This is a genomic window from Actinoplanes xinjiangensis (assembly GCF_003148685.1).
Lineage (GTDB): Bacteria > Actinomycetota > Actinomycetes > Mycobacteriales > Micromonosporaceae > Actinoplanes > Actinoplanes xinjiangensis.
On record NZ_QGGR01000006.1, the window covers coordinates 75,339 to 101,684 of the forward strand.

At 71.0% G+C, this 26,346-nt stretch carries 24 protein-coding genes; 16 read left to right on the plus strand and 8 right to left on the minus strand.

Annotated features, from left to right (window positions below):
- Positions 1-43 precede the first annotated feature (43 nt).
- The 9 genes from BC793_RS14960 (at position 44) to BC793_RS15000 (ending at position 13,262) form a co-directional block, all read left to right on the plus strand.
- A complete protein-coding gene (locus tag BC793_RS14960) occupies positions 44-1,060 on the plus strand; it encodes a LacI family DNA-binding transcriptional regulator (RefSeq protein ID WP_109593129.1) in 1,017 nt (338 codons plus the stop codon).
- Between the two features lie 112 nt (positions 1,061-1,172).
- The gene (locus tag BC793_RS14965; RefSeq protein ID WP_109593130.1) at positions 1,173-3,314 is read left to right on the plus strand and encodes a carbohydrate-binding protein; all 2,142 of its coding nucleotides are present in this window, start codon (positions 1,173-1,175) and stop codon (positions 3,312-3,314) included.
- 121 nt (positions 3,315-3,435) lie between these two features.
- Positions 3,436-5,454 carry a glycoside hydrolase family 36 protein gene (locus BC793_RS14970; RefSeq protein WP_109593131.1) on the plus strand — a complete coding sequence of 673 codons (2,019 nt, stop codon included), beginning with the start codon at positions 3,436-3,438 and terminating at the stop codon, positions 5,452-5,454.
- Between the two features lie 44 nt (positions 5,455-5,498).
- On the plus strand, positions 5,499-6,800 hold the full coding sequence (locus BC793_RS14975) for an ABC transporter substrate-binding protein (protein WP_109593132.1): 1,302 nt from the start codon (positions 5,499-5,501) through the stop codon (positions 6,798-6,800).
- On the plus strand, positions 6,797-7,645 hold the full coding sequence (locus tag BC793_RS14980) for a carbohydrate ABC transporter permease (RefSeq protein WP_109593133.1): 849 nt from the start codon (positions 6,797-6,799) through the stop codon (positions 7,643-7,645). Before BC793_RS14975 ends, BC793_RS14980 begins: the two co-directional genes overlap by 4 nt.
- Entirely contained in the window at positions 7,642-8,454 is an 813-nt protein-coding gene (locus tag BC793_RS14985) for a carbohydrate ABC transporter permease (protein ID WP_109593134.1), read from the plus strand. Before BC793_RS14980 ends, BC793_RS14985 begins: the two co-directional genes overlap by 4 nt.
- A gap of 24 nt (positions 8,455-8,478) precedes the next feature.
- Positions 8,479-10,383 carry a ricin-type beta-trefoil lectin domain protein gene (locus tag BC793_RS14990; protein ID WP_146246285.1) on the plus strand — a complete coding sequence of 635 codons (1,905 nt, stop codon included), beginning with the start codon at positions 8,479-8,481 and terminating at the stop codon, positions 10,381-10,383.
- A 267-nt stretch (positions 10,384-10,650) separates the two neighbouring features.
- Positions 10,651-11,868 carry a hypothetical protein gene (locus BC793_RS14995; RefSeq protein WP_109593136.1) on the plus strand — a complete coding sequence of 406 codons (1,218 nt, stop codon included), beginning with the start codon at positions 10,651-10,653 and terminating at the stop codon, positions 11,866-11,868.
- A 95-nt stretch (positions 11,869-11,963) separates the two neighbouring features.
- A complete protein-coding gene (locus BC793_RS15000; protein ID WP_109593137.1) occupies positions 11,964-13,262 on the plus strand; it encodes an aspartate aminotransferase family protein in 1,299 nt (432 codons plus the stop codon).
- Between the two features lie 70 nt (positions 13,263-13,332).
- Here the strand turns inward: BC793_RS15000 and BC793_RS15005 are convergent, their stop codons facing one another.
- From BC793_RS15005 to BC793_RS15025, 5 genes are all read right to left on the minus strand, one after another.
- Positions 13,333-14,805 carry an MFS transporter gene (locus tag BC793_RS15005; protein WP_109593138.1) on the minus strand — a complete coding sequence of 491 codons (1,473 nt, stop codon included), beginning with the start codon at positions 14,803-14,805 and terminating at the stop codon, positions 13,333-13,335.
- Positions 14,806-14,898: 93 nt separating this feature from the next.
- On the minus strand, positions 14,899-15,540 hold the full coding sequence (locus tag BC793_RS15010) for a ribonuclease FAU-1 family protein (RefSeq protein WP_109593139.1): 642 nt from the start codon (positions 15,538-15,540) through the stop codon (positions 14,899-14,901).
- A gap of 9 nt (positions 15,541-15,549) precedes the next feature.
- The gene (locus BC793_RS15015; RefSeq protein WP_109593140.1) at positions 15,550-16,314 is read right to left on the minus strand and encodes an RlpA-like double-psi beta-barrel domain-containing protein; all 765 of its coding nucleotides are present in this window, start codon (positions 16,312-16,314) and stop codon (positions 15,550-15,552) included.
- Between the two features lie 3 nt (positions 16,315-16,317).
- The gene (locus BC793_RS49580) at positions 16,318-16,491 is read right to left on the minus strand and encodes a hypothetical protein (protein WP_211340637.1); all 174 of its coding nucleotides are present in this window, start codon (positions 16,489-16,491) and stop codon (positions 16,318-16,320) included.
- A gap of 61 nt (positions 16,492-16,552) precedes the next feature.
- Complete coding sequence (locus tag BC793_RS15025; RefSeq protein ID WP_203896217.1) at positions 16,553-17,344, minus strand: leucine-rich repeat domain-containing protein; 792 nt, start codon at positions 17,342-17,344, stop codon at positions 16,553-16,555.
- A 174-nt stretch (positions 17,345-17,518) separates the two neighbouring features.
- Here BC793_RS15025 and BC793_RS15030 point away from each other — a divergent pair, with 174 nt between their 5' ends.
- Entirely contained in the window at positions 17,519-17,971 is a 453-nt protein-coding gene (locus BC793_RS15030) for a hypothetical protein (RefSeq protein ID WP_146246286.1), read from the plus strand.
- Here BC793_RS15030 and BC793_RS15035 read toward each other — a convergent pair.
- Positions 17,949-19,319, minus strand: a complete 1,371-nt coding sequence (locus BC793_RS15035) for a B12-binding domain-containing radical SAM protein (protein WP_109593143.1) — start codon at positions 19,317-19,319, stop codon at positions 17,949-17,951. The two genes, BC793_RS15030 and BC793_RS15035, sit on opposite strands and share 23 nt — an antisense overlap.
- Before the next feature lie 102 nt (positions 19,320-19,421).
- On the opposite strand from BC793_RS15035, the gene BC793_RS15040 reads away from it, so the two are divergent.
- On the plus strand, positions 19,422-19,877 hold the full coding sequence (locus BC793_RS15040; protein ID WP_146246287.1) for a hypothetical protein: 456 nt from the start codon (positions 19,422-19,424) through the stop codon (positions 19,875-19,877).
- Here the strand turns inward: BC793_RS15040 and BC793_RS15045 are convergent.
- Positions 19,835-20,503: a DUF2306 domain-containing protein gene (locus tag BC793_RS15045; protein ID WP_109593145.1), complete on the minus strand. Its 669-nt coding sequence runs from the start codon at positions 20,501-20,503 to the stop codon at positions 19,835-19,837. The genes BC793_RS15040 and BC793_RS15045 overlap by 43 nt on opposite strands.
- Positions 20,504-20,636: 133 nt before the next feature.
- Between BC793_RS15045 and BC793_RS15050 the strand changes: the two genes are divergently transcribed.
- On the plus strand, positions 20,637-21,743 hold the full coding sequence (locus tag BC793_RS15050) for a sensor histidine kinase (RefSeq protein WP_109593146.1): 1,107 nt from the start codon (positions 20,637-20,639) through the stop codon (positions 21,741-21,743).
- The gene (locus BC793_RS15055; protein WP_109593147.1) at positions 21,740-22,399 is read left to right on the plus strand and encodes a response regulator transcription factor; all 660 of its coding nucleotides are present in this window, start codon (positions 21,740-21,742) and stop codon (positions 22,397-22,399) included. Before BC793_RS15050 ends, BC793_RS15055 begins: the two co-directional genes overlap by 4 nt.
- Before the next feature lie 37 nt (positions 22,400-22,436).
- Here BC793_RS15055 and BC793_RS15060 read toward each other — a convergent pair whose 3' ends face one another.
- Positions 22,437-22,673 (minus strand): hypothetical protein, encoded by a 237-nt coding sequence (locus BC793_RS15060; protein WP_109593148.1) that lies wholly within the window; start codon positions 22,671-22,673, stop codon positions 22,437-22,439.
- A 224-nt stretch (positions 22,674-22,897) separates the two neighbouring features.
- On the opposite strand from BC793_RS15060, the gene BC793_RS15065 reads away from it, so the two are divergent.
- The 3 genes from BC793_RS15065 to BC793_RS15075 all read left to right on the plus strand — a co-directional run bounded on the left by BC793_RS15065 (position 22,898) and on the right by BC793_RS15075 (position 26,337).
- Positions 22,898-24,490, plus strand: a complete 1,593-nt coding sequence (locus BC793_RS15065) for a lysyl oxidase family protein (protein ID WP_109593149.1) — start codon at positions 22,898-22,900, stop codon at positions 24,488-24,490.
- A 108-nt stretch (positions 24,491-24,598) separates the two neighbouring features.
- Positions 24,599-25,255, plus strand: coding sequence for a response regulator (locus BC793_RS15070; RefSeq protein WP_203896236.1), 657 nt, complete (start codon positions 24,599-24,601; stop codon positions 25,253-25,255).
- Complete coding sequence (locus BC793_RS15075) at positions 25,252-26,337, plus strand: sensor histidine kinase (protein ID WP_109593150.1); 1,086 nt, start codon at positions 25,252-25,254, stop codon at positions 26,335-26,337. Before BC793_RS15070 ends, BC793_RS15075 begins: the two co-directional genes overlap by 4 nt.
- The last annotated feature ends 9 nt before the right edge of the window (positions 26,338-26,346 follow it).

Here is a 26,346-nt window from a genome sequence, read left to right on the forward strand (position 1 = left end):
GGCGGGACGAACGACACAGTTTGGTTCGGATACAAGTTAGTGCGTGGACAACAGTGAGCGGCCGGGCAGACGGCGGGAACCGGGGCCCCAGATCCGGGACGTGGCGGCCGCGGCCGGGGTTTCGTACCAGACCGTGTCGCGCGTGCTGAACAACTCGCCCCGGGTGCGGCCGGAGACCCGGCAGGTGGTGCTGGACGCCATGGAGCAGCTGCGATACCGGCCCAACCGGGCGGCGCAGACGCTCGGCTCGGGGCGGGCCAACGCGGTCACCGTGGTCACCGCGAACACCACGCTGTACGGCTACGCCGGCGTCCTGCAGGGCGTGGAGGAGGCGGGCCGGCTGCTCGGTCTCGCGGTCGGGGTCCGGGTGGTGGAGTCGGAGGCGACCGCCGATGTGCGCCAGACCGTCGACTACGTGAGTGATCCGAGCGCCGGCAGTGTGGTGGTGGTGGCCTTCGACCCGGCGGGCGCGGCCGTGGTGCGGGCGCTGCCGGAGGAGGTGCCGGTGGTGGCGGCGACCGAGGCGGGCGGGCTGCCCGGCGCGATGCGGCCGATGTTGTTCCTGGACGAGCGGCAGGCGGCCGCCGAGGCGACCCAGCACCTGCTCGACCTGGGCCATCACACCGTGCATCACGTGGCGATCCCGTCCGAGGCGCGGGCCAGCGCGCGGCAGAGCGGCTGGCGTGACGCGCTGCTGGCGGCCGGCCGGGCGGTGCCGGAGGTGGTGGCCGCGGGCTGGGACGTCGCGTCGGCCCACGTGGCCGGGCGGGAGCTGGCGGCCGATCCCGCGGTGACCGCGATCCTGTGCGGCAACGACGACACGGCACTGGCGGTGCGCCGGGCGCTGTACGAGGCGGGCCGCGACGTCCCGGGTGACGTGAGCATCATCGGGTTCGACGACGTGCCGGGTGCCGCCTTCTGGACTCCGGCGCTGACCACGGTGCGGATGGACTTCCAGGGTCTCGGCCGGGCGTGCGTGTCGCAGCTGGCCGGTGAACCGATCGTCGAGCCGCAGGTGCCGCATCTGGTGATCCGGGAGTCGACCGCCACGCCCAGGTAACGAAACCGTAACACGCTCTTCCGGTCGTGCCGTGTGACCGGTCACACTAGCCAGGTCCTCACACGTGTGACCGGTCACATGGATAGCTGTCAACCCCGGACAGAGGAGCCCCATGAGACGCACGATCGCAGCGGTGGTCGTCGCCACCACGACCGCGAGCCTGCTCACCGCCCTCCCCGCACAGGCCGCTCCCTCCCAGATCACCTTCGACCTCGCCGTCGGCACCGGCCCGCTGCGCTACGGCGCGACCGGGTTCCTCTACGGGCTCGGTGACGAGGGCATCCCCGACGAGACCATGCTCGCCGCCCTGAAGCCCCAGGTCACCGCGCAGAAGGCGCCGGACGGGCTGCAGCACCCCAACGGCGACGCGCTGCGGATCGCGCCGATGTTCAAGCGCGCCGGCGGCCGGGACATCCAGATCTACATGCAGGACGTCTACGCCCAGTGGCCGTACGAGAACCTCGGCATCAACGACTACCTGGCCAAGGTCGAGACCCAGGTCCGCAAGGTGATCGCCGACCCGTACCGCAGCTCGTACGTCTACGTGCCGTTCAACGAGCCCGACCAGATCTGGTACGGCGGCGACCTGAACCGCCTGCTCGCCGACTGGAAGACCGTCCACCAGCGGATCCGCTCCCTCGACCCGGGCGCGCGGATCGCCGGTCCCGGCTTCGCCTCCTACCGCTCCGCCGACCTGCGGACCTTCCTCACCTACGCCCGCGACAACGGCGTGCTGCCCGACGTGATGGCCTGGCACGAACTCGGTGACGACTTCTACTCCAGCTGGCATCTGCACTACGCCGACTACCGGGCGATCGAGACGGGCCTCGGGATCAGCCCGCGGCCGATCACCATCAACGAGTACGCCCGGATCAACGGCGACCTCGGTGTGCCCGGTAACCTGGTGCAGTACGTCGCCAAGTTCGAGAACAGCAAGGTCGACGGCTGTCTCGCCTACTGGACCACGGCGGGTGGGCTCAACGATCTGGTCACCCGCAACAACCAGGCCACCGGCGGCTGGTGGCTCTACAAGTGGTACGGCGACCTGACCGGCAACACCGTGGCGGTCACCCCGCCCTCGCCCGGCGGCCCACTCCAGGGCCTCGGCGCCGTGGACTCCGCCAAACGGCAGGCCCGGATCATCCTCGGCGGCAACAACCCGGCCTCCGGTACCTACGACACGAACGTCGTGGTCCGCGGTGTGCCCGGCTATCTCGGGACGACCGTGCACGCGACCGTCTGGGGTGTCGACAGCACCGGCACCAACCCGTCCGGCGGGCCGTACGTCGTGTCCGAGGGTGACTTCAGCGTGACGAACGGGCAGCTCACGATGCCTCTGACCGGATTGAGAGGGCAGTCGGCGTACCAGATCATCCTGACGCCGAACAGTGACCGGACCGCCGCGGTGACCAACCGCTATGAGGCCGAATACGCCGTCCTCGGCGGCTCGGCGCGGGTCACCTACGGCACCGGCACCGGATACTCCGGGACCTACTTCACCGAGGGGTACGGCGCCAGCAGCACCGCCTCGACCCGGTTCGTCGTGACCGCCCCGTCCGACGGCTACTACAACCTGAGTCTGCGCTACAGCGCCGGCCCCTACACCGGAGCGCCGGCCGCCCGGTCGATCCGCCTGCGGGTCAACGGCTCGAACCTGACCGACGTGGCGCTGCCCGGCACCGCCGACTGGAACACCTGGAACACCGTCACCACCAAGGTGTACCTGCCCGCCGGGATCAGCCGCGTCGAGTACAACGCCCACACCTCCGACGACCGGGACGCCGTCAACCTCGACTACCTGGGGGTCGCCGCGACCAGCGGGACGGTCACCGCCTACGAGGCCGAGAGCGGCACCACCCTCGGCGGAACCGCGGTGGTGACAGCCGACAGTGCCGCCTCCGGTGGCCGCTACGTCGGCTGGGTCGGCGCGGGTGCCGCCAACACGCTGCGGTTCACCGGGGTGACCGCGCCGGCGGCGGGCCGCTACCGCCTGGTCGTCGGCTATGCGAACGCCGAGGTGGTCGGCGACCACGCCTACAACAACAACATCGTCGACCGGTACGCGGAGATCAGCGTCAACGGCGCGGCACCGAAGAAGTACTACTTCCGCAACACGCTCGCCTGGAACACCTATCGCACCAGGGTCGTCGACGTGGACCTGGTCGCCGGGGCCAACACGATCACGTTCGGCAACGCCTCGGCCGGCTACGCCCCGAACATCGACCGCATCCAGATCGCCGCCGTCCTCGGCTGACCGTTCTGCTCGGCTGGTCCTCACCGCTGTCTCAGGCCGTCCGAGACAGCGGTGGGCGCCAGCCAAGATGACCGTTTCGTGCGGCTGGAACCAGCCGGGAAGATCTCTTGAGGAGTAATCAGTGAGCTTGGCCTGGGGTCAGTTCGTCATCGACACCCCCGCCGACGGGCCGGTCACCCTGCGCGCGGCCGCGGGCGCGGCGGCGCAACCACTCGTGGAGGTACTCACCGCGGGCAGCGGGCGCGGGCACGTCTCGGCCCGGTTCTCGGAGACCACGATCGGGCGGCGGCTGCGGTTCACCGGGTCGTCGGCAGATGGCGCCGGGTTGCGGATCCGGCTGCGTGACGACGAGAGCGGGCTCACCGCGGAGGTGCTCCTGAGCGGAGGACTCCAGGCCACGACGACGATCACCAACGACGGGCCGGAACCCGTCCTGCTGCTCGGCGTCACCACGCTGGCGATCGGTCTCGGTGACGCCGGTGACCTGGACCTGATCGCCGGCGACAGCGAATGGCTGGGCGAGGGCCGGTGGACGCGGCGGCGACTGCGTGACGTGGTGCCGGACCTCAACCTGCGGGCACACGGGCAGGACGGCCGCGGCCGCCACGCCGTCATCGGCACCGGCACCTGGTCGACCGGCGCGCACCAGCCGTCCGGGGTGCTCGTCGACCGCGTCACCGGGCACGCGGTGGCCTGGCAGATCGAGCACAACGGACCGTGGCGGTGGGAGATCGGCGAACGCCTCGACGGCGCCTACCTGGCACTGACCGGGCCGACCGACATCGACCACCAGTGGCAGCAGCCGCTCGCGCCGGGGGAGTCGTTCACCACCGTGCCGGCCTCGATCGCCGCCGGCCCCGGTCTGCACGGGGCCGTCGCCGCGCTCACCGCGCACCGGCGCACCCTGCGGCGGCCCGACCCGGCGCTGCCGGTCGTCTTCAACGACTACATGAACACGCTGATGGGCGATCCGACCACGGCCAAACTGCTGCCGCTGATCGACGCGGCGGCCGCGGCCGGCGCCGAGGTCTTCTGCATCGACGCCGGCTGGTACGACAACGACACCACCTGGTGGGACAGCGTGGGGGAGTGGCAGCCGTCGACCACCCGCTTCCCCGGCGGCCTGGCCGAGGTCGCCGACCGGATCCGCTCCCACGGCATGGTCCCCGGTCTGTGGCTGGAGCCGGAGGTGATCGGGGTGCGCAGCCCGATGGCCGACAAGCTGCCCGCCGAGGCGTTCCTGCAACGCGGCGGCATCCGGCTCGTCGAACACGGGCGCTACCACCTGGACCTGCGGCATCCGGCGGCGACCGCGCACCTCGACGAGGTGGTCGACCGGCTCGTCGAGCAGTTCGGGACCGGCTATCTCAAACTCGACTACAACATCGACCCGGGGGTGGGCACCGACCTCGGGGCGACCGGGGCCGGGGCGGGGCTGCTCGACCACAACCGGGCCCACCTCGCCTGGCTGGACGGGGTGCTCGCCCGGCATCCGCGGCTGATCCTGGAGAACTGCGCGTCCGGCGGGATGCGCGCCGACTACGGGCTGCTCAGCCGCATGCACCTGCAATCCACCAGCGACCAGCAGGACTTCCGGAAATACCCGCCGATCGCCGTGTCCGCACCGCTGTCGATCCTGCCGGAACAGGCCGCCAGCTGGGCCTATCCGCAGCCGGACATGACCGACGCGGAGATCGTCTTCACCATGTGCACCGGGCTGCTCGGCCGGCTCTACCTGTCCGGCCGGCTCGACGCCATGACTGACGCGCAGCGGGAGCTGGTGCGCGACGGGGTGGACGCGTTCCGGCGGATCCGGGGCGACCTGGCCGCGACGGTTCCGGTGTGGCCGCTCGGTCTGCCCGGCTGGGACGACCCCTGGCTGGCTCTCGGGCTGCACGCCGGTGACACCACCTACCTGGGGCTGTGGCGGCGGGCCGGGGCCGTTGCCGAGGTGACCGTCGAACTCGATCATCTACGGGGACGGCGGGTCGACGTCGACGTCCTCTACCCGGACCGGGCGGTCGCCTGGCCCCACCACTGGACCAGCGAGACCGGCGCGCTCACGGTCACCACCACTGCGGACGAGCCGTATGCCGCGCGGATCCTGCAGCTCCGCGTCACCGCCCCGCCCACTGTCTGAACGCAACGTCCTCCTCGAACCGACTCCCTCACCGAAGGATCAGAATGAAACGCTGGATAGCCATCGGCGCGGCCCTCACCCTGGGGCTGGCCGCCTGCTCCGACCCGTCCGCCGCGCCCGAGACCGCAAGCGGGACCGTCACCTGGGCCGACCCCACCGCCAAGCTGGACGGGGTGAAGCTCACCATCTGGGCGGCGCAGAACAGCAACACCGTCCCCAAGTCGGTGGTCGACGCCTTCCAGCAGGCCACCGGTGCGACCGTCGACGTCGTCACGGTGCCCGACCCGTACGAGCAGAGCGTGCAGACCAAGGTCGCCACCGGCGACAAGCCGGACCTCGCGTTCTGGCAGCCGACCGCGTCGATGCTGACCGCGATCAACGCACGGACCAACCTGCAGCCGCTCACCGACGCGCCGTGGCTGCCCTCGTTGGATCCGGCGCTGAAGGACATCACCGGCCTGCTCGACGGCACCCGGTACGCCGCGCTGGTCACCAGCCCGGCGGTCGAGGGCGTCTACTACAACAAGGAGGTCTTCGCGGCCCAGGGCATCACCGCGACGCCGAAGAGCTTCGACGAGATGATCACGCTGGCCCGGTCGCTGAAGGCCAAGGGCGTCACGCCGTTCCACGAGATGGGCGCCGACCGCTGGGCCACCCAGTGGTGGGTGCAGGTCCAGCTCGCCGACGCGGCCAAGGCCGGACTCTGGGACCGGATCAACTCCGGCCAGGCGAAGTTCACCGACCCGGACGTGGTCAAGGCCATCGAGACCTACGACGGCCTGATCAAGGAAGGGCTGTTCAACAGCGACATCAAGACCGCAAAATTCGAGGATCAGGGTACGGCCCTGCTCGACGGCAAGGCGGCCATGGTGGTGCAGGTGAACTCGTTCTTCGGACAGCTCCAGGCCAAGGCCGACACCGCCACCCTCGATGAGAAGATCGGTTTCTTCCCGATCTCGCCGTCCGGCAACGTCGGCACCTTCATCCCGGACCAGTCCAACGCCCTGGTCGCGTTCAAGACCGGTGACGCCAAGCGGGAGGCCGCCGCCCGGCAGCTGCTCGCCTACTGGATGGGCCCCGGCTATCAGGCCTTCGTCACCGACCGCAACACCGTGTCGCTGGAGACCGCGGTGCCCAGCCCGGCCGGCGTGCCGAAGGCGCTGCTCGACGTGCACGCCTCGCTGCCCACCGCGGTCGGGTCCATGCAGGCCCTGGCGGTAGCCAACCCGGATCTCTACATCAACCTGGCCGACATGATCGCCGGCACGATGACCCCGCAGCAGGTCGCCACCGCCACCCAGGACCAGTTCGTCCAGCTCGCGAAGGCTGCTGGTTACTTGAAGTGACGACCTTCACCACGGGTGCGCCGGGCGCCATCTCCCGGCGCACCCATCCTCTCTGGTTCCTCGTCCCGGCGTACGTGCTCCTGCTCGTCTTCTTCTTCCTGCCGACCGTCTTCAACTTCGTCTACGCGTTCACCGACTGGTCCGGTTTCAAGGCCGCGATCAACCCGGTCGGGCTGGACAACTTCGTGCAGCTCACCTCGGACGGCACGCTGTTCCGGTCGCTGCGGATCACCATCGTCTACGCGGTCCTGGTCGCGGTCTTCCAGAACCTGTTCGGGTTCGGGCTGGCCGTGCTGCTGGAACGCGACACCGTGGTCAACCGGATCGCCCGGGTGTTCTTCCTGGTCCCGGTGCTGATGTCGGCGCTGGCCGTGGGCTACATCTTCCAGGCGCTGCTCAAGGGCACCGGGTGGCTCGCCGACACCACGTGGACGATCGTGGTGGTCGCGCTGATCCACGCGTGGAAGTGGATGGGCCTGTCCATGCTGATCTACCTGGCCGGGCTCAAGACCATCCCGCTGGACGTGACCGAGGCCGCGCACATCGACGGCGCCTCGCAGTGGCGCACCTTCTGGTCGGTGCGGGTGCCGTTCCTGGCGCCGGCGGTCACCTTCAACGTGGCGACCGCGCTGCTCGGGTCGATGAACGGCTTCGACATCGTGCAGGCCACCACCGGCGGCGGCCCGGCCCGGACCACCGAGATCCTCAACATCTTCATCTACCGGACCTTCGGGCAGGGGCTGTTCGCGCAGGCCACCACGATGAGCCTGGTGCTGTTCCTGCTGGTCGCGCTGATGGCGTTCCCGGTCATCCACGTGCTCCGCAGACGAGAGGAGATCCTGTGACCCGCCGCCTGCAACCGGTGGTCGCGCTGCTGCTGGTCGCCGTGGTGATCGGGGTACCGCTCTGGCTGGTCGTCGCCACCGCCGGCAAGTCACAGGGGGAGGCCGTCGACCCCGACCTCACCCCGCCGTCGTCGTGGCACCTGTGGGAGAACCTGCGACAGGTGTGGGTGGACGCCGACATCCCGGCCGCGTTCCTCGGCAGCATGCTGATCGTCGTCCCGACCGTGGCCGTCGTGCTGATCCTCGGTTCGATGGCGGCGTGGGTGCTGGCCCGGCGCTCGACGCGGCTCACCGCCGTCCTCTACGCACTCGGCATCAGCGGGATCATCCTGCCGCCGGCCGTCGTCACGGTCGTCCTGCTGCTGCGGCAGCTCGGCCTGGCCGGCACCGTGACCGGCATGATCGGCGTGTACGTCGGCATCTACCTGTCCACGGTGATCTTCTTCGTGACGGGCTTCGTGCGTACCATCCCGGAGGCTCTGGAGGAGGCGGCGCGGATCGACGGCGCCGGACCGGTGGCGGTGTTCCGGCGGGTCGTGCTGCCGTTGCTGCGCCCGGTGCTGGCCACCGCGACCATCCTGATCTGCCTGTACGTCTGGAACGACGTGTTCTACGCGTTCTTCGTGATCGGCGGGCGCGTCGACACCCTGCCGCTGAACCTGTTCCAGGTGGCCAGTGCCGGCCTCTACCTCAACAACTGGCACCTGATCTTCGCGTACGTGATCCTGATGAGCCTGCCGCTCGTCGTCACGTTCGCCCTGGCCCAGCGGAAGATCATCGCCGGCATCACGAGCGGGGCAGTGAAATAGCGGGTTCATCGCTATAAATTCCCTGTGTTACTTCAATGGGCCGCAGCCCTCCTCATGCTGCCCGCGGCGCCCGTCGCCGCGGAACCCGTGCCGATCCCGAACCCCTATGTGTTCACCGTCGACGACGTGGGCTTCGCCGACGGTGGTGACGCGGACACCTCCGTCGGCCGGATCTCCGCCATGGACGAATACCTCGGGCCGAAGAAACCGATCCTGCGTCTCGACCTGTTCTGGGAACTCATCCAGCCGCAGCGGGACGGCGAGATCAAGTGGAACGCCGGTCATCTCGACGACCGGGTCAACGCCGCCTACGAGCAGGGCATCCGGGTGCTGCTCATCCTCGACTACGCGCCCGACTGGGCCGGTGGGCACGACAAGCAGCACAACTGGTTCCCGACCAGCAACGACGACTGGCGGAAGATCGTCACCGCGACGGTCGACCACTTCGGGCCCAAGGTGCAGGCGTACGAGGTGTGGAACGAACCCAACCTCAGGAACTTCGGCAACTACGGCGACAACAGCCTCGCCCAGCGGGCCGGGCGCTACTGGGAACTCGTCGGGATCGCGCACGACGTGATCGACGCGAAGTGCCCCGACTGTGTGGTTCTGGCCGGCGGGTCCGCGGGGGGCGACGCCGACACCACCGTCAACCCGATCCGCAACGACAACGAGGCAGCCGACTGGCTCGAACACGGGTACACCCTCGGGATGGGCGGCAAGTTCGACGCGGTCACCTACCACCCGTACCCCGACATCGGCGGCGGCCACCTGCCCACCTATTCCCGGACCACCTGCACCGGCACCATCTGGTACCGCTTCTGGTCCGGGTTCGGACCCGACGGCGACCCACAGTGCGGTGGCGCGGCCGCCCTGTACGACGTGCTGAAACGGCACGGGCAGGGCGACAAGAAGATCTGGGCCACCGAGTTCGGCTACTCCACCCTCGGCCCGCGTGAGCCGCTGGCGCTGCGGTACGTCCGGGACGCGCTCGAGGAGGGGGTCCGCAACTGGCGCACCCGCTCGTACGCCGGCCCGCTGTTCATCTACTCCTTCCAGAGCGCCGACCCCGCCGCGGAGATCTGCACCGACATTCCCGGCGAGTGCGCGTTCGGGCTGCGCGACGCCGGCGGCGTGCCACGCGAACCCATGTACACCGACGTCGGCATCGCCCTGCGCGGCGACCCGTGGCCGTCCGCGCTGGCCCCCGGCCGCTCACTGTTCCGCGGCTCGGCGCTGCGCTCGCCCAACGGGCGATACCACCTGTGGATGCAGGGTGACGGCAACCTGGTCCTCTACGACGGCAACCGGGTGCTGTGGGGGCGGGGCGGCCAGAAGGCGTACCGCCTCACCAATCAGGACGACAGCAACCTGCTCCTCGCCGACCACACCCGCGACCACACCGTGAAGGCCGGTGACCCCTACGCCAACCCGGCGATCTGGGCCGCCGGAACCGCCGGCAAGGGCCCCGCCACCCTGCGCCTGCAGGACGACGGCAACCTGGTGCTCTACCGCGACAGCACCCCGGTGTGGGACACCGCCACGTACACGATCACGCTGACCAGTGCCCTCGGTAAATGCCTGGACGTCCCGGAGTCCGACTTCACCCGGACCGTGCGCCCGCAGACGTACACCTGCAACCGCACCGCCGCCCAGCAGTGGATCCACGCCGACGAGCGGATCCTCACCCGCAACAACCTGTGCCTCGACGTCCTCGGTGGCGCCACCGCCAACGGCGCGGTCATCCAGCTGGAGACCTGCAACGGCGATCCGGCCCAGCGCTGGCAGTACACCGCGGGCGGCAGCCTGCTCAACCCGCGGTCCGGTCGCTGCCTGGACATTCCCGGCAGCAGCACGAACAACAACGTCCGCCCGCAGCTCTACACCTGCAACAACTCCAGCGCCCAGCGTTGGACGAAGACCCAGATCTGACGACCCCCACGGTGCCGGCCTCTCCCCGGGGCCGGCACCCTCCCGCCCACTTCCCGGCTGGTCCCCACCGCTGTCTCGGACGCGCTGAGACAGCGGTGGGAGCCAGCCGGATCTTTCGGGCTGGTCCCCACCGCTGTCTCGGACGCGCTGAGACAGCGGTGGGAGCCAGCCGGGTCTTTTGGGCTGGTCGTCACCGCTGTCTCGGACGCGCTGAGACAGCGGTGGGGGCCAGCCGGCAGCCACCAGCGGTGGTGGGGCGTCGGTAGGGTGGTCCGGAAGGTTCTCGCCGCTCTTCTGACGCTGGTCGCGGTGGTCGGAGCGGTGCGGCTCATCGTTCCAGCGACGTCGGAGGATCAAGAGCCTCCGGGGGTACGGCTACAACTCGCCTTCCTACGAGAGAGGCTGGAGGGCGGCGCCGACACGGAGGCGCAGGCACTCTTTCCCGAGGGCTACTACTTCCTCAACGTCCTCTACGGCCTGACCTGGATCGAGCTCGGCAGACGTGGCGTGGAACCGGACCGGGCCGCCGACGAGGCCGCCTGGGCACTGTCCCGGGTGGAGTCCCCGGCCGGCCGGGCACCGTTCGACGCGTCGGCGATCCCGGCGTACGGCGTGTTCTACGCGGGCTGGACCAACTGGCTGCGCGGAGGTCTGCTGACCCTCCGTGACGACGCGGGCGAGCGGGCCCGTTTCGAGGCCGGCTCGCGGGCTCTGGCCGCCGCCTTCGACGCGTCACCGTCGCCGTTCCTCACCGCCTACCCGGGGCAGGCCTGGCCGTGCGACTCGACGGTGGCGATCGCCTCGCTGCGGCTGGCCGGCACGGTCACTCAGACGGCGGAGTTCGCGCCCACCGTGGACCGCTGGGTGACCCGGGCCCGTGGGCTGCTCGACCCGGCGACCGGGCTGCTCCCACACTATGTCGACCCGGTGACGGGTGCGCTGGTGGACGGGGCCCGCGGCACGTCGCAGGCGATCATCCAGCGCTTCCTGGTCGACGTCGACCCGGTGTTCGCGCGCGAGCAGTATCCGCGGTTCCGGGACGGGTTCCTGGACCGTCCGCTGTGGCTGGGCCCGGCGATCCGGGAGTATCCGCACGGCGTCGACGGTGCCGGTGACGTCGACTCGGGCCCGCTGATCCGTGGCATCAGCCTGTCCACGACGGTCGTCGCGCTCGGGGCGGCCCAGGCGCACGGCGACCACTCGCTGGCCGCGGCGCTGGCCGGTTTCGGGGAGTTCGCCGGGATCCCGCTGACGACCTTCCACACCAAGCGGTACGCACTGGGCTTCCTCCCGATCGGTGACGCCTTCCTGGCCTGGTCGAAGACGGCCCGCCCGTGGACCACCACGCCACCGTCCCCGCCCGCCGCGGTGATCGGCGCCGGGTGGCGCGTACCCCTGCTGGTGATGCTGTTCCTGATCGGGTCTCTGCCGTGGCTGCCGATGATCCGCCGCCGCTGGTTCGCCGGGAACGGGGTGAGGTCGTGAGTTTCCGCTGCGCCCGGAGCCCAACGGGTGACACCGGAGAGCGGCGACGGAAATGTGCGATGGACGTGACGCCCGGCGGTTCCTAGCGTCAGGGCATGTCTGAGAACTTCTGGTCCGACGCCGAGCGTCACCTGGTCCGCTACATCGGCGCGAGCAGCTTCGTGCCGGAGATCATCGAACGGGCCGAGGGCGCATTCCTGTGGACCGCCGACGGACGGCGGCTGCTCGACTTCACGTCCGGGCAGATGAGCGCCATCCTCGGGCACTCGCACCCGGCCGTCGTCGCGACGATCCAGCGGCAGGCCGCCACCCTCGACCATCTGTTCAGCGGCATGCTCAGCCGGCCGGTCGTCGACCTGGCCCGGCGCCTAGCCGAGTCGCTGCCCGAGCCGTTGAGCAAGGTGCTGCTGCTGACCACGGGCGCCGAGTCGAACGAGGCGGCGATCCGGATGGCCAAGCTGGTCACCGGCAATCACGAGATCATCTCGTTCGCGCGGTCGTGGCACGGGATGACGCAGGCGGCGGCGGGCGCCACCTACAGTTCCGGGCGCAAGGGGTACGGTCCGGCCGCCCCCGGCAACTTCGCGATCCCGACGCCGAACGCGTTCCGGCCCGACTTCACCACCGCCGACGGCGACCTCGACTGGCGGCGGCAACTGGACTTCTCGTTCGAGCTGTTCGACGCGCAGTCGGTGGGCAGCCTGGCGGCGTGCATCGTCGAGCCGATCCTCAGCTCCGGCGGCGTGATCGACCTGCCGCCCGGCTATCTGGGGGCGCTGCGCGACCGGGTCCACGCGCGCGGTGGGCTGCTGATCCTGGACGAGGCGCAGACCGGGTTGTGCCGGACCGGGGACTGGTATGCGTTCCAGCGTGACGGCGTGGTGCCGGACATCCTCACCCTGTCCAAGACGCTCGGGGCCGGACTGCCGCTGGCCGCCGTCGTGACCAGCCCGCAGATCGAGCGGACCGCCCACGAACGGGGCTTCCTGTTCTTCACCACGCACGTGTCGGATCCGCTGGTCGCGGCGGTCGGCAACACCGTGCTCGACGTGCTGACCACGGAACGCCTCGACGTGCGGGCGGCCGATCTGGGGTCGTACCTCAGGAAGGGTCTGCGGGAACTGGCCACCCGGCACCCGGTGATCGGTGACGTGCGCGGTCGCGGCCTGCTCATCGGTCTCGAACTGGTCGAGGACCGGGGCCGGCCGGCCGACGAGATCGGCGCCGCGGTCACCCGGCGCTGCCTGGAGCTCGGCCTGCACATGAACGTGGTGCAGCTGCCCGGGATGGGGGGAGTGTTCCGGATCGCGCCGGCGCTGACGTCGTCGACGGCCGAACTGGACCTCGGCCTGGAGATCCTGGATCAGGCGATCAGCGAGGTCACCACGGCATAGACCGCGGCCACCCGGCGACGATGCACAGTTGCGTCGCCGGGCGGCCGCGAGGCGTGGGGCCGAGAGCCCGTCAGGCGTTGCTGCGGTGCAGCATGTGAATCTCGGCGGGCTCGTCCGGCACGTCGGTCACGCCGACGGCGACCGCCTGCTCGTGCCGCCGGCGTGCGCCCGGCAGCAGCAGCGCCGCGACGATCGCGAGCACGGCGACGCCGGCGCAGACCCAGAAGCCGTCGGTGAACGCGGCGTCCGTCGGCAGGCCCTGCGGCGTGGTGTTCGAGGTGATCACCGCGGCGACCACGGCGGTGCCGATGCTGCTGCCGATGGTCCGGGCGATCGAGTTGACGCTGGTCGCCTCACCGGTCTGCGCCGGCGGGACGCTCTCGATGATCGCGTTCGACATGGCGGCGAACGCGAAACCGATGCCGGCGCCGGTCAGCAGCCCGGACGCGAGCACCTGCCAGATCTCGCCGTGTCCCAGCGCGGGGATCGCGAACGCGGCCACCACCAGGATCGAGCCGAGGAACATCGGGACCTTCGGGCCGTACCGCCGGTTGAGCAGACCGGCGATCGGGCCGAACACCACCATCATCACGACCGTGGGCAGCAGGAACAGGCCGGCCTGGGAGACCGACCTGCCGAACCCGTAGCCGGTCGCCTCCGGCAGTTGCAGCAGGGTCGGGACCAGCAGGAACGTGCCGAACATGGCGAAGCCGAGGATCAGTGCGACCAGGTCGGTGGCCCAGACACCGCGGATGCGCATCAGCTTCATGTCGATCAGCGGCTCCTTGACCCGCAGCTCGACCAGCACGAACACGACCAGGCCGACGGCACCGGCGGCGAGCAGGCCGATCGTCTTCGGCTCCCCCCAGCCCCAGGCCTGACCCTTGCTGATCGCCAGCAGCAGGCCCACCAGGGACACCGACAGAATCGTCGCGCCGAGGACGTCGAGCTTGCCGGGGGTGCGGACCGGGGACTCCTTCATCCCGAAGATCGCGCCGATCAGGGCGATCGCGACCAGGATCAGCGGCAGCCAGAACAGCCAGTGCCAGGAGAGATGCTCGACGATCGGGCCGGCCGCCACGATGCCGATGCCGGCGCCGACCCCGAAGATCGCCGAGATCATGCCGACCGTGGTGGCGACCCGCTCGCGGGGCAGCTCATCGCGGACCATGCCGATGGAGAGCGGCATCATCGCGCCGCCGGCGCCCTGGAGGACCCGGCCCAGGATCAGCACGGTCAGGTTGGTGGCGAGCGCCGCGACGATCGTGCCGACGGCCAGGACGGACAGCACGACGATGAGGATCCTGCGCTTGCCGACCATGTCGCCGAGGCGCCCGAAGATCGGCGTGAGGACCGACGCCGACAGCAGGTAGGCGGTGACGATCCAGCTGACATCGCTGGTCGACACCTTCAGCTCGTGCCCGATGGTGGACAGCGCGGGCGAGACCAGGGACTGCAGGCACGCGAAGGCCAGACCGCCCAGAGCGAGGTAGAGCACCAGCAGGCCGCTGCTGTTGCCGCGGGTCTCGGTACGTGGGGTCATGGTGTCCTCGGCGCTAGTAGTAAACAACTGCTGACTTTATATCGGCAGCCCGCGCCGGAAGTAAACGGTTGCTTACATCACACTCGCCGGCGCTCAGACGTCGATCCGGTCCCAGCCGTCCGGCAGCTCACGAGGCAGGGCGGGCCAGGACGGGTCCGGGCGGAAGTCGCGCCACGTGCCGTCGAACGGGAACACGCCGGCCTCGGCCAGCGCGATCACCTCCCGGCCGGCGCGGCGGACCCGGTCCTCGTCGTCCACCCAGTACGCCCCCGGCATGGTCAGCCGGGTCGCGAACAACTCCTCGTCCTTCCAGCGCCAGCTCCCGTCCGGCTCGACCACGACGTCCAGATCCCAGTCGGTGGTGTCCAGGCCGGCCAGGTCACCGTGGCGCCAGAGTGCGGGTGGTGCCTCCAGGTTCGCGTACCACCGGAAGAACGTGCCGTCCGGCCGGAAGAACCAGCGGATCGAATAGTCACGCCCGCGCGGATGCCAGCTGAGGACGCCGTGATCGATGGTGTGGGGCGCCGGGATCCGGTCGGAGGCCGACCACTGCGGCAACGGCACCTGACTCGTGCCGCGGCCGTCGGGCAGAGTGAAATGCCAGGCCGCGGCGTCGGCCGGCGCCCACAGCAGGACCGCGTCGCCCAGGTCGGCGACGGCCCGGAACGGCACCACCAGACCGATCCGCCGACGTTGGAGATGACGCAGCCAGACGGTCTCACCGGGCACCAGCATGCACCGAGGCTATCGAATCTCCAGGCGGGCACCGATGAGCGAGAGATACCACGGCGAATCGGTGAAACCGGGGCCGGTCTCCTCACCGATGTACGCGTCCAGGTGCCGGGGACCACCGAGGCCGGGCGTGAACTCGTCGGTGATCGTCCAGGCGGCCTCGCGCAGAGCCGCGCACACCGCCCGCGGCGCCGTCGAGCCGTCCTCCTGGGTGCCGCAGCCCGCCACGGTGAACCGGGTGCCGCGGGGCAGCACGTCCGGGTCGGTGGCCGCCGACACGAACGGCACGAGGGTGCCGCCGTCACTGGTCCGCGGTGCCGAGTCCAGCCAGAACCCGGTGTCGTACGACCAGTTGAGATATCGCCCGGACACGGTACGCCCGGTGCCCTCGTCGCGGACCGCGTCGACGAAGTCGGAAGGGTAGGAACCCAGGTCGTCGCCGCCGCCCGAACACTCGATCGTCGGGCAGCCGGTGACCTGCGCCGGGTCGCCGTCGTGGAACCTCTCGACCGCCGTGTAGTACACGGTGATCTCCCAGTCGGTGCTGGTCCGGGTGCTGGGCGACGGCGCCGGCGGTGGCGCGGACGCGGACGCGGACACGCGCGCCGGGGGCGTGCGGGTGGCGGGCGGGACGAGCGGGAGGGACGCGGACGGGGCCGGCGACGGGATCGCGGACGGCGCCGGAGCGGACGCGGCGACCGTCGGCGGATCCGGTGCCGTACCGCAGCCGGCGACGGCGAGGACCAGCGCGGCGACCCACACGTGCCGTACGGCCATCGGTTACGCGGCCGCGGGCAGTTCCGGCAGCGGGAGGGCGTCCAGGTTCGCCGCCTCCTCGAGATCGCGCACCCACACGTGCCGGGGCGGCAGGATCACGGCGACGCGGCGGTCCAGAACGCTGGCTTCCGGGAACGCGATCATCTTGAACTTCGGCATGGTGCCTGGCATCGGCACGACCGCGGCCACCCTTGAGCCTTTCTTGAGCTTTCACCCGTTCGGTGGAGCCGGCGGATGCTCACCATCCGGGGTCCGGCTGGATCACGCCCGGCCCGCCACGGTGCGGGGTGGGCACGTGATTGCGGGCCGGTACGGGCAGCGCGTCCACACACGCCCGCGAGCACGCGTTGACCAGCAGTGGCCACACGTCGGTCCCGGCGCCACGGGAGATCCACACCTGCCGCAGTTCGGCACCGATCGGCCGGTCGCAGACGCTGCACGTGCGGACCCCCTCGGTGCCGTGCAGGTAGGGGTCGAGATCGGTGAGGTCACCGTGGGTGACCTCGCGCAAGGCGGGGAACGGAGGCCGGTGCTTGAAGTTGCCGTAGAGAGCCCGTGTGCTGACCGTGCTGTCGACGAGCCTCGTGCACCGGGTCAGCTCGTAGGGGAACCAGTGCAGCCGGTACGACGTGTACGGGTCGAACCGTTCCAGGCCGCTCATCAGCCCGATCTCCGGCGGGATCCGCACCAGGTTGCTGCCGTAGAGCACCAGGTGCCGGACCTTCGTGAGCCGGCCGATGCTCCGCGGCAGCGTGATCAGGTCACGGCGCTGCCCGGCGGTCATCTCGACGAGCGGGCGGAACACCTCCCGCCCGTCGGCGGCCGCCTCGTCGATCAGCTCGAGCATCCGCAGCCACCCGGACGACGTGGTGTCCTGGCGCTCGCCGTGGAAGGCCACCGCCACCGGCCGGGTCCGTTTCGAGTAGCCGACGCACCGGCAGTGCTGGCGTGCCACCGCCTGGGGACCGGGCCCGACGGCATCGGCGAACCGGTTGACGAGCACCCGGGGCTGCACCTCGTCCGACGTCATCGCCGCAATATATCGACGTGTGTCCAGAACGCGGCGCGAAGGTCGCCGAGGAGGCCGCTGCCGTGTGCGGAGGCCGCGAACTGCGACACGAACCCCGTAATCCACGAGAGTCTATGCAGGGCCGGCCGGGTCGGTTTCCTTCAGGTTGGCGTCCGGTTGCCGATGCGGTGGCCCGTGACCGAACCACGTGAGTTCCCCCCGCCCCGATGGCTGCCGTCCGCCGCGCCTCGATGGGCGCCGCTCGCCGCGATGGCCGCGGTGGGTGTCGCGGGTCTTGCGGCGGCCGCCGTGGCCTGTCGCCGCAGGGCGGCCGTCGCGGGGGAGCCCGCGACGCCGGAGGAGCCGCCGCCGCCGATGGGGCCGGCCCTTCCGCCGGTGAACGCCGAGCCCCGGTCTCTGCGCTGGTTCCTCCTGGCCGTCGGCCTCGCCGTCGCGGTCACCGGGGTGTGGTCGGTGACGCTCCTGCACAACGTGACGGCCGATCGGGCCTGCTGGGAAGCCGTCGGACAGGGGAACCGGTGGGACACGCCGGCGCGGGTGAGTTCCTACCGTTACTCCGACGGCTACGGCCACGGTTCGGCGCTCCACGCCGATGGGGTGGCGGTCAGCTGCGCCGGCCGCCGCTGAGTGTGGTCTCCAGGACGGGCAGGGCGCGCAGCACCTGGCGCGAGCGGATCAGGGCATCCCACAGCGGTTCGAACTTCTTCCAGCCGCCCGCGTACGCCAGGTGGCGCCACCGCCCCGCGCCCGACTTCGTGGCCGCACCCCGCCAGATCGACCCCCAGCGGTAGAAGTCCCGGTAGGCCCGCCAGTAGCCGTCCTCCAGCTGCTCGGGAGTCATGCCCCGGGGCCGGTACACGACGTGCCGGGTGTCGTAGCGATCCCAGTCCCGGTGCACGATCCGGTCGGCGGCCGCCATCCGCCGGAACAGGGCCGTCCCCGGATACGGCGTCATGATGTGGAAGGTCGCCGTCTCCAGGCCGTGGTCGACCGCCCACGCGACGGTCCGGTCGAACACGTCCGGCCCGTCGCCGTCCATGCCGAACACGAAACTGGCGTTGACCATCACCCCGGCGTCGTGCAGCCGCCGTGCCACGGCCGCGTAGTCCTGCCCGATGTTCTGCCGTTTGCGCTGCTCGGCCAGGTTGACGTCGTTGATCGTCTCGAAGCCGACGAAGATGCTGCGCAGCCCGGCCGTGACCGCCTTCTCCAGCAGCCCCGGCCGCAGGATCGCGTCGACGGTGCTCGCCGCCTGCCACACCCGGCCCATCCCGGCCATCCCGTCGAACAGTGCCTCCGCGAACCGGCGGTTGCCGAACAGATGGTCGTCGAGGAAGTACAGGTGCCGGCCGGGCAGCCGGTCGATCTCGGCCAGCGCGTCGTCGACGAGTTGCGTGTAGAAAGACTTCCCGCCCTCGAAGAACGCGTCCTTGTAACAGAAGTCGCAGTGGTGCGGGCAGCCCCGGGACACCACGATCGAGTTCGGCACCAGATAGCGTTCCCGCCGGATCAGGTCGCGGCGCACCGGTGGCAGGCCGTGCAGGGTGCGTTCGGTGGAGACGTACCGGGCGGCCGGCTCACCGCGGCGGAAGTCGTCGAGGAACCGTGGCCAGGTGTCCTCGCCCGGACCGAGGAAGACCGCGTCGGCGTGCCCGGCGGCCTCCTCCGGCAGCGAGGTCACGTGCAGCCCGCCGAGCGCGACGAACACACCGCGTTCCCGGTATCGGTCGGCCAGCTCGTACGACCGCCGCGCCGACGTGATGTACACCTGGATCACCACGAGGTCCGGCAGGTCACCGGCGACGGCGTCGTCGATGCGTTCGACGTGCTCGTCGAGGATGCGTACCTCGTCGTCGTCGCGCAGATAGGCGGCCAGGGTGGCCAGTCCCAGCGGCGGGAACAGCGAATACTTGATCGGCCGGAACAGTGGGCTGGTCGCCTCGGTCAACGCGGGCAGGATCATCGTGACGCGCATACGGTGACGCTAGGAAACGTTTGCGGAGATTCCGTGTGCTCACCGGGGAGACCCCGCGCCGGTTTCCTTCAGGTTGGCGTTCGGTTGCCGATGCGGTGGCCCGTGACCGAACCTCCCGAGTCCTCCGTACCCCGATGGTTGCCGTCGGCCGCCGCGATCGCCGTGGGGGTCGCCGGTATCGCGGCGATGGCCGCTGTCGTCGTCTGCCGCCGCCAGGCCGTCGCCGGGGAACCGGCACTCCCGGAGGAACCACCGCCGCTCCCGGCTCCGCCGCGTCTTCTCGTGAGTCTTCTGGGCACCCTGTCCGCCGAGAAGCCCGGGCCATCGGTGCCGGCGCCGCGCCCGGCGGCATCGCGACTCCCGCCGGAGGACCCGCAGTCCCGGCGGTCCCACGTGATCGGCTTGGCGATCGCCGCCGTCGTCGTCTGGGCGTGGGTGGCCGCGTACCTCTACGGTGCGATGTCCGGACCCACCTACGAACCCCGGCCTTCGCCGGAGATCGGCGTCGCCCCCGGCTACCGGATCGAACCGAGAGGATTCGACGCGGACCGGTACTGACGTGCCGGCACCGCCCGGCGGCGGATCAGCCACTCGGCGACGAGGACGTTGATCAGCCAGGCGGCGGCCATCGTGCCGGCCCGGCTCGCCGGGGTGAACGGGCCGGCCGCCACCAGCCAGGCGGCCTGGGTGAAGAACTGGGTGCCCGCGCCCATGCCGATCGCGTAGCCGCGGATCATCCAGGCCCGGTGGGTGGTGAAGTCGCGGCGCATCGCCGCGGCGACGCCCAGGACCAGCGACACCACCATCGCGACGACCACCACGACGCGGATCACGACCAGGGCGGTGCTGTCCGCGGCGGTGGCGGGCAGGAACAGGGTCAGCCACAGGCCGCTGACCGCGGCGATCAGGCCGGCCGGTGCGACGATCCGGCCGGCGATGCGGTGCCATCGACGGAAACGGCGGCGTACGCCGGGCGCGAACTGGAACGCGCCGAGAACCCCGAACACGGTGACACCGACGATGTGCGCGACCAGGGCGACCGGCGACTGGGTGACCCGGTCGCCGTCCGGCAGCACCGTGGCGCCGCCGGCCATCTCGGACAGCCGCAGCGCGCCCGCGACCACCGGCACGAAGGTGAGCGCCAGCAGCCCGGCCGGGATGAGCCAGTTCGATGAGGACTTCATGAGTGGAATGGTGGCCGGGGGACGGGACCGGTTCCATCGGAGCGCGGGCCGGGATCGCACCGGCCGAAAGTGCGGGACGGCGGCCGTACTTGCGGCCGGTCCGGGGAGCGGGCGGGCTGCGTACGATCGGCTCGTGGTCGAACCGCTCCGGGCGTTGCTCGCCGAACCGCGCCCGCCGGATCCCCCGGCCCGCGGCCGGCGGGATCTGATACTCGTCGCACTGGTGATGATCGGGGTGCTGGCCGAGGGCCTGCTGCGGCCCGGTGTGCCGGCGCGTGCCGCGATGCTGACCATGACGCTGGTGCTGGTGCCGGCGCTGCTGTGGCGCCGGGACCGGCCGCTGCTGATGGTGGCGATCGTCTTCGCGGTCACCGGGCTGGTGCCGCTGTTCACCGGACACCAGCCGGAGCTGGTGTCCGGCGCGTACGTGCTGCTGCTGGTGTATGCGCTGGTCCGCTGGGGTTCCGGCCGGGAGATCGCGGCCGGGGCGGCGCTGATCCTGGTGAAGACCGCGGTGATCTCGGCCGGCGCCGACCTGGTGGCCGGGCTCCTGGTGATGTTCGCGGTGTTCGCGCTGGCGGTCGCCGCCCGGTACCGGTCGCGGCTCCGGGCCCGCGAGCTGGACCGGGTGAAACTGCTGGAACGGGAGCGGCTGGCCCGGGACCTGCACGACACCGTCGCCCATCACGTGTCGGCGATGGCGATCCGGGCGCAGGCGGGCATCGCGGTGTCACGGACCTCGCCGGAGGGGGCGGTGGACGCGCTGCGGGTGATCGAGGCGGAGGCGGTGCGGGCGCTGGGCGAGATGCGGACGATGGTGCGTGCGCTGCGCGACGGCGACCCGGCCGAGCTGGCACCGAGTCCGGTGATCGCCGACCTGTCCGGGCTGGCCGGTCCGTCGCCGGAGGGCCCGGACGTCGACGTGGAGATCGACGGCGACGTCGGTGACCTGCCGCCGGCGGTCGGTACGGCGATCTACCGGCTGGCCCAGGAGTCGGTGACGAACGCCCGCCGGCACGCCCGGCACGCCACCCGGATCTCGGTGCGGGTGTCGGCCGACGCGGGCACGGTGCGGCTGTGCGTGACCGACGACGGTGCCGGCGGCACCGCCCGGGGCGCCGGGTTCGGGCTGGCCGGGATGCGGGAGCGGGCCGCCCTGCTGGGCGGGGTCTGCGAGGCCGGCCCGGGCACCGGGCGCGGCTGGACCGTGACCGCCGCGCTGCCGAGGGGCCTGGCATGACGGTGCGGGTGGTGGTCGCCGACGACCAGGAGATCGTCCGGACCGGGTTGACGATGATCCTCAACGCGGAGCCGGACATCGAGGTCGTGGGGCAGGCCGGTGACGGGCTGGGTGCGGTGGAACTGGCCCGGCGGCTGCGGCCGGACGTGTGCCTGTTCGACATCCGGATGCCCGGCGTGGACGGCATCGAGGCGACCCGCAGGCTGGCCGGGCCCGCGGTCGCCGATCCGCTCGCGGTGGTCGTCATCACCACCTTCGATCTCGACGAGTACGTGTACGCGGCGCTGCGTGCCGGGGCGCGCGGGTTCCTGCTGAAGGACGCCGGTGCGGCGCTGCTGGCCCAGGCGGTGCACGCGGCCGCCGCCGGGGACGCACTGATCGCCCCCGCCGTGACGACCCGGCTGCTCAAGGCGTTCGCCGGGGCGGGACCGGCCGGGCCGGCGCGACAGCCGGTCGACCCGCTGACCGGCCGGGAGGAGGAGGTGCTCGGCGCGGTCGCCCAGGGCCGTACCAACACCGAGATCGCGACCGAGTTCCACATCAGCCTGAGCACGGTGAAGACGCACGTGGCGAGCCTGATGGCGAAGTTGGGGGCACGGAACCGGGTGGAGATCGCGATGTGGGCGTACGAGACCGATCGCGTCCGTTTCCGCTGAGTCGTCGGCACGGCCCGGCGGTGAGCGGCCGCACCGGTCAGTTCTGCGCGTTGGCCCGGACCAGGCCGTAGATCACGGCTGCCGCGATCACCACGAGCAGCGCGACGAACCGGACCAGCGCGAAGAAGGCGGCGCGGGACTTCTTCCGGGCGCCGGGCAGGTCGGTGTTCGCCTTCTGGTAGCCGGCCCGTGCGCCCTTGCGGCCGTCGAGCAGCCGGGCCAGCCGCATCCCGACGAAGAGCGCGATGGCCGCACCGAGGATGAACCCGCCCACCCTGCCTCCCGAGGAATCCGGCCTCAGCCTTCCCGGCGGCACCGGCACATGTCAATGCACCGATGCGTGCCCGCCCGTCGGCGGGGGTGGCCCCCGCCGACCGGCTGGACTCTCTACCGGATTCGTGCCCGGGCGGGTTCTTTTCACAGGGCCTTCACAGGATGTCGCGTGGGATGCCTTCTGCACGGCCGGAATCTCACCGGCCGACATGGAGGGGAGAACGGATGACTGACGCGCAGAACCGTCGTCGGCGGTCACGCTGGCCGGTGGTCGGCGTCGCGGCGGGTGCGCTGGTGCTCGCCGGAGGCGGGGTCGGGGTCGCCGAGGCGGCCGCGACGCCGCCCGCGCTGAGTTTCGTCGCCGCGACCGGCACGGTGACGGCGGAGCGGTACGCCGCCGAAGGGGAGGTGTACATCTCCCTGGACCTGGGCCTGCACGTGATCGCCGGCAAGGACCCGTTCGAGATCCGGGCCAAGCGCGCCGGTTACGACAAGCCGATCGTGGCGTACCGGACGGTCCGTAAGAACGGCAAGAACACCCAGGTCAAGCTTCCGGCCGGGACGGTCCGGGACTTCACCGGCCTGACCGACTTCACCACGATCACCATCAAGAACCCGGCCGGGAAGGTCGTCAGCAGCTACAAGACGTCGTTCTGCGGGAACTCGTACAGCTCGGCGCGGACCCGGCGGGACGCTCCGGCGAGCAACCCGTACCCGACGCGGTGCGGTGGCGAGAACCCGTTCACGCTCGGTTCGGTGTGGGGTGTGCAGGCCGGCTGGAACGCGCAGGTGCCGGACCAGCCCGCCTCGGCGGCGCCGCTGGCGAAACTGGTCGCCGGCAGGTACATCGCCGAGGCCTCGGTGAACCCGAAGTACCGCAAGGCGTTCGGGATCCCGGCGAAGAACGCCACCGCCAAGGTCACCGTCAACGTCGTCGACGTCAAGACCGACGACGAGGGCCTGGCCGCGGCCCGGTCCGCGGACGCCCGGGAGGAGCCGGCCCTGGCGCTGGCCACCACCGCCGGCGGTCACGACCGGCACACCGCCGAGGGTGACGCGAGCCGTCAGGTGTCGGCGTTCCGGCCGGAGTTCCGGGCGGCCGCCCGCCGTCCGGCCACGCTGAAGGCGGCCCCGAAGACCGGCCCGAAGCCGGACCTGCGGTCGCTGCCGGCGTGGGGCATCTCGATGTCGCAGGAGGGCGGCAGGTGGTACGTCAACTTCGGCGCCACGGTCTGGAACGCGGGCACGTCGCCCCTGGTGGTGGACGGGTTCCGCCGGACCGGCACCGAGGTGATGGACGCCTACCAGTACTACTTCGACGCCAACGGCAAGCAGGTCGGTTCGCGGCCCGCCGGCACCATGCAGTGGGACCCGCGTGAGGGGCACTTCCACTGGCACTTCACCGACTTCGCGCAGTACAACCTGCTGAAGGCGGACAAGAAGTTCGCGGTACGCAGTGGCAAGGAGGCGTTCTGCCTGGCCAACACCGACGCCGTCGACTACACCATCAAGGGCGCGAAGTGGCGGCCGGACAACACCGACCTGTCCACCTCGTGCGGCGCCAACACCGTCGTCGCGGTCCGTGAGGTCCTCGACATCGGCAACGGCGACACCTACAGCCAGGACCGTCCGGGCCAGTCGTTCGACATCACGAACCTGCCGAACGGCACCTACTACATCCAGGTCGTCGCGAACCCGGCGAAGCGGCTGAGCGAGCTCAACACCGCCAACAACACGGCACTGCGCAAGATCGTCCTGGGCGGTACGGCCGGGAAGCGCACCCTCTCGGTGCCGAAGGTGTACGGCATCGCCGGCTGATCCAGCCCGGTGGCGGGGGCGTTCCCGCCGGTCGGCGGAGTGGCCGGCCGGCGGGAACGCTCTAGGGTGCCTACGGCATTCGATCCAAAGCGCAGAGCGGCGGTGTACGTGATCCGGGTGGTGGTCGTCGACGACGAGGCGCTGGTGCGGTCGGGTTTCCGGATGATCCTGAACGCGGCACCGGACATCGAGGTCGTCGCGGCCACGAGCGGTGCGGGCGCGTACGACGCCGTCCGCGAGCACCGGCCCGAGGTGGTGCTGGTCGACATCCGGATGCCGGACGTGGACGGGCTCACCGTCCTCTGCCGGGTCCGTGAGCTGCCCGAGCCGCCGGTCGTGGCGATGCTGACCACCTTCGACGCCGACGAGTACGTGCTCAAGGCCCTGCACCTGGGCGCCGCCGGGTTCCTGCTCAAGGACACCGAGCCCGAGCATCTGGCCCAGCTGGTGCGGACCCTGGCCATGGGTGGGGTGGTGATGTCGCCCAAGGCGTCGCGGACCCTGCTGCGCAGCCTGCCCCGCACCGACGAGGCCGCCGCGGACCGGGCCGACACCCGCGTCGAACGGCTCACCGAACGGGAGCGCGACGTGCTCGTGCTGCTGGCCGAGGGCCTGTCCAACGCCGAGATCGGGGTCCGGCTGCACCTCGGTACCGGCACCGTCAAGGATCACGTCAGCGCCCTGCTGACCAAACTGCGCGTGTCCGGCCGGGTCCAGGCGGCGTTGCTCGCCCAGCGGGCCGGCCTGCTGGACACCGGCCGGTGAAGGCCCGCCTGATCGAGATCGCCCTGATCGTCGCGGCCGCCGCCGACATCTGGGTGGACCTGTGGAGCGACCACCCGGTGAGCATCGGATCCGCGGTCGTGGCGTGCGCCGCCCTGGCGTTCCGGCGGCGGCTCCCGCTGACCGTCGTCCTGCTCACCCTGCCGGCCACCCTGCTGGAGGCCGCCCTCGTCGCGCCGTGCATCGCCCTCTTCACGCTCGCCGAACGCTCCCGGAACCGGGCGCTGCTGACCGTCTGCGTGGTGCTGGCCGCGATCGCCTCGGCCGCGCCGTCACCGCTGGAACCGGACGGCGACCCGATCGGCGACAGCCTCGTCTACTTCGTTTACGCCCTGGCCACCGTGGTTCTGCCGGTGCTGCTCGGGCAGCTCCTGCAGACCCGGCACGACCTGCGGCAGCGCCTCGAGGAGATCGAGGAGGTCAAGGAGCACGAACGGGTGCTGCACGCGCAGGCCATCCTGGCGCAGGAACGCGCGCAACTCGCCAGGGAGATGCACGACGTCGTGTCGCACCAGGTCAGCCTCATCGCCGTACAGGCCGGGGCGCTGCAGGTGTCGGCCGGTGACGAGGACACCCGGGAGGCGGCCCGCACCATCCGTTCGCTGAGCGTCGGCACCCTCGACGAGCTGCGCACCATGGTCACCCTGCTGCGTGCCTCGGGTGACGACATCACCCAGCTCACCCCACAGCCCACCCTCGCCGACCTGTGCACGCTGATCGCCAACAGCGGCATCGAGGTGGACCTGACCGGCGATCTCAGCCTCTCCGTCGGCACACCACGGCAGCGGGCGATCTACCGTACGGTCCAGGAGGCGCTCACCAACGTCCGCAAGCACGCCCCCGGCGCCGCCGCGACCGTGGACCTGTGGCACGACGGCAAGTTCGTCGGCGTGACCGTCACGAACGGCCGGCCGTCGCGGCCGTCACTGCCGCTGCCCGGCGCCCACCAGGGCCTGATCGGCCTCCAGGAACGCGCCGACCTGCTGTGCGGCACGCTGGAGTCGGGCCCGACCCCGGACGGCGGCTACCTCGTCCGGATGCGCCTGCCGGTCCACACCGACTGAGATCCACCG

Excerpts from the sequence above, each read along its gene's own strand:
- BC793_RS14965 (WP_109593130.1), top strand. The coding sequence starts at position 1,173 with ATGAGACGCACGATCGCAGCGGTGGTCGTCGCCACCACGACCGCGAGC.
- BC793_RS14975 (WP_109593132.1), top strand. The coding sequence starts at position 5,499 with ATGAAACGCTGGATAGCCATCGGCGCGGCCCTCACCCTGGGGCTGGCC.
- BC793_RS15000 (WP_109593137.1), top strand. The coding sequence starts at position 11,964 with ATGTCTGAGAACTTCTGGTCCGACGCCGAGCGTCACCTGGTCCGCTAC.
- BC793_RS15005 (WP_109593138.1), bottom strand. The coding sequence starts at position 14,805 with ATGACCCCACGTACCGAGACCCGCGGCAACAGCAGCGGCCTGCTGGTG.
- BC793_RS15010 (WP_109593139.1), bottom strand. The coding sequence starts at position 15,540 with ATGCTGGTGCCCGGTGAGACCGTCTGGCTGCGTCATCTCCAACGTCGG.
- BC793_RS15015 (WP_109593140.1), bottom strand. The coding sequence starts at position 16,314 with ATGGCCGTACGGCACGTGTGGGTCGCCGCGCTGGTCCTCGCCGTCGCC.
- BC793_RS15025 (WP_203896217.1), bottom strand. The coding sequence starts at position 17,344 with ATGACGTCGGACGAGGTGCAGCCCCGGGTGCTCGTCAACCGGTTCGCC.
- BC793_RS15035 (WP_109593143.1), bottom strand. The coding sequence starts at position 19,319 with ATGCGCGTCACGATGATCCTGCCCGCGTTGACCGAGGCGACCAGCCCA.
- BC793_RS15045 (WP_109593145.1), bottom strand. The coding sequence starts at position 20,503 with ATGAAGTCCTCATCGAACTGGCTCATCCCGGCCGGGCTGCTGGCGCTC.
- BC793_RS15055 (WP_109593147.1), top strand. The coding sequence starts at position 21,740 with ATGACGGTGCGGGTGGTGGTCGCCGACGACCAGGAGATCGTCCGGACC.
- BC793_RS15065 (WP_109593149.1), top strand. The coding sequence starts at position 22,898 with ATGACTGACGCGCAGAACCGTCGTCGGCGGTCACGCTGGCCGGTGGTC.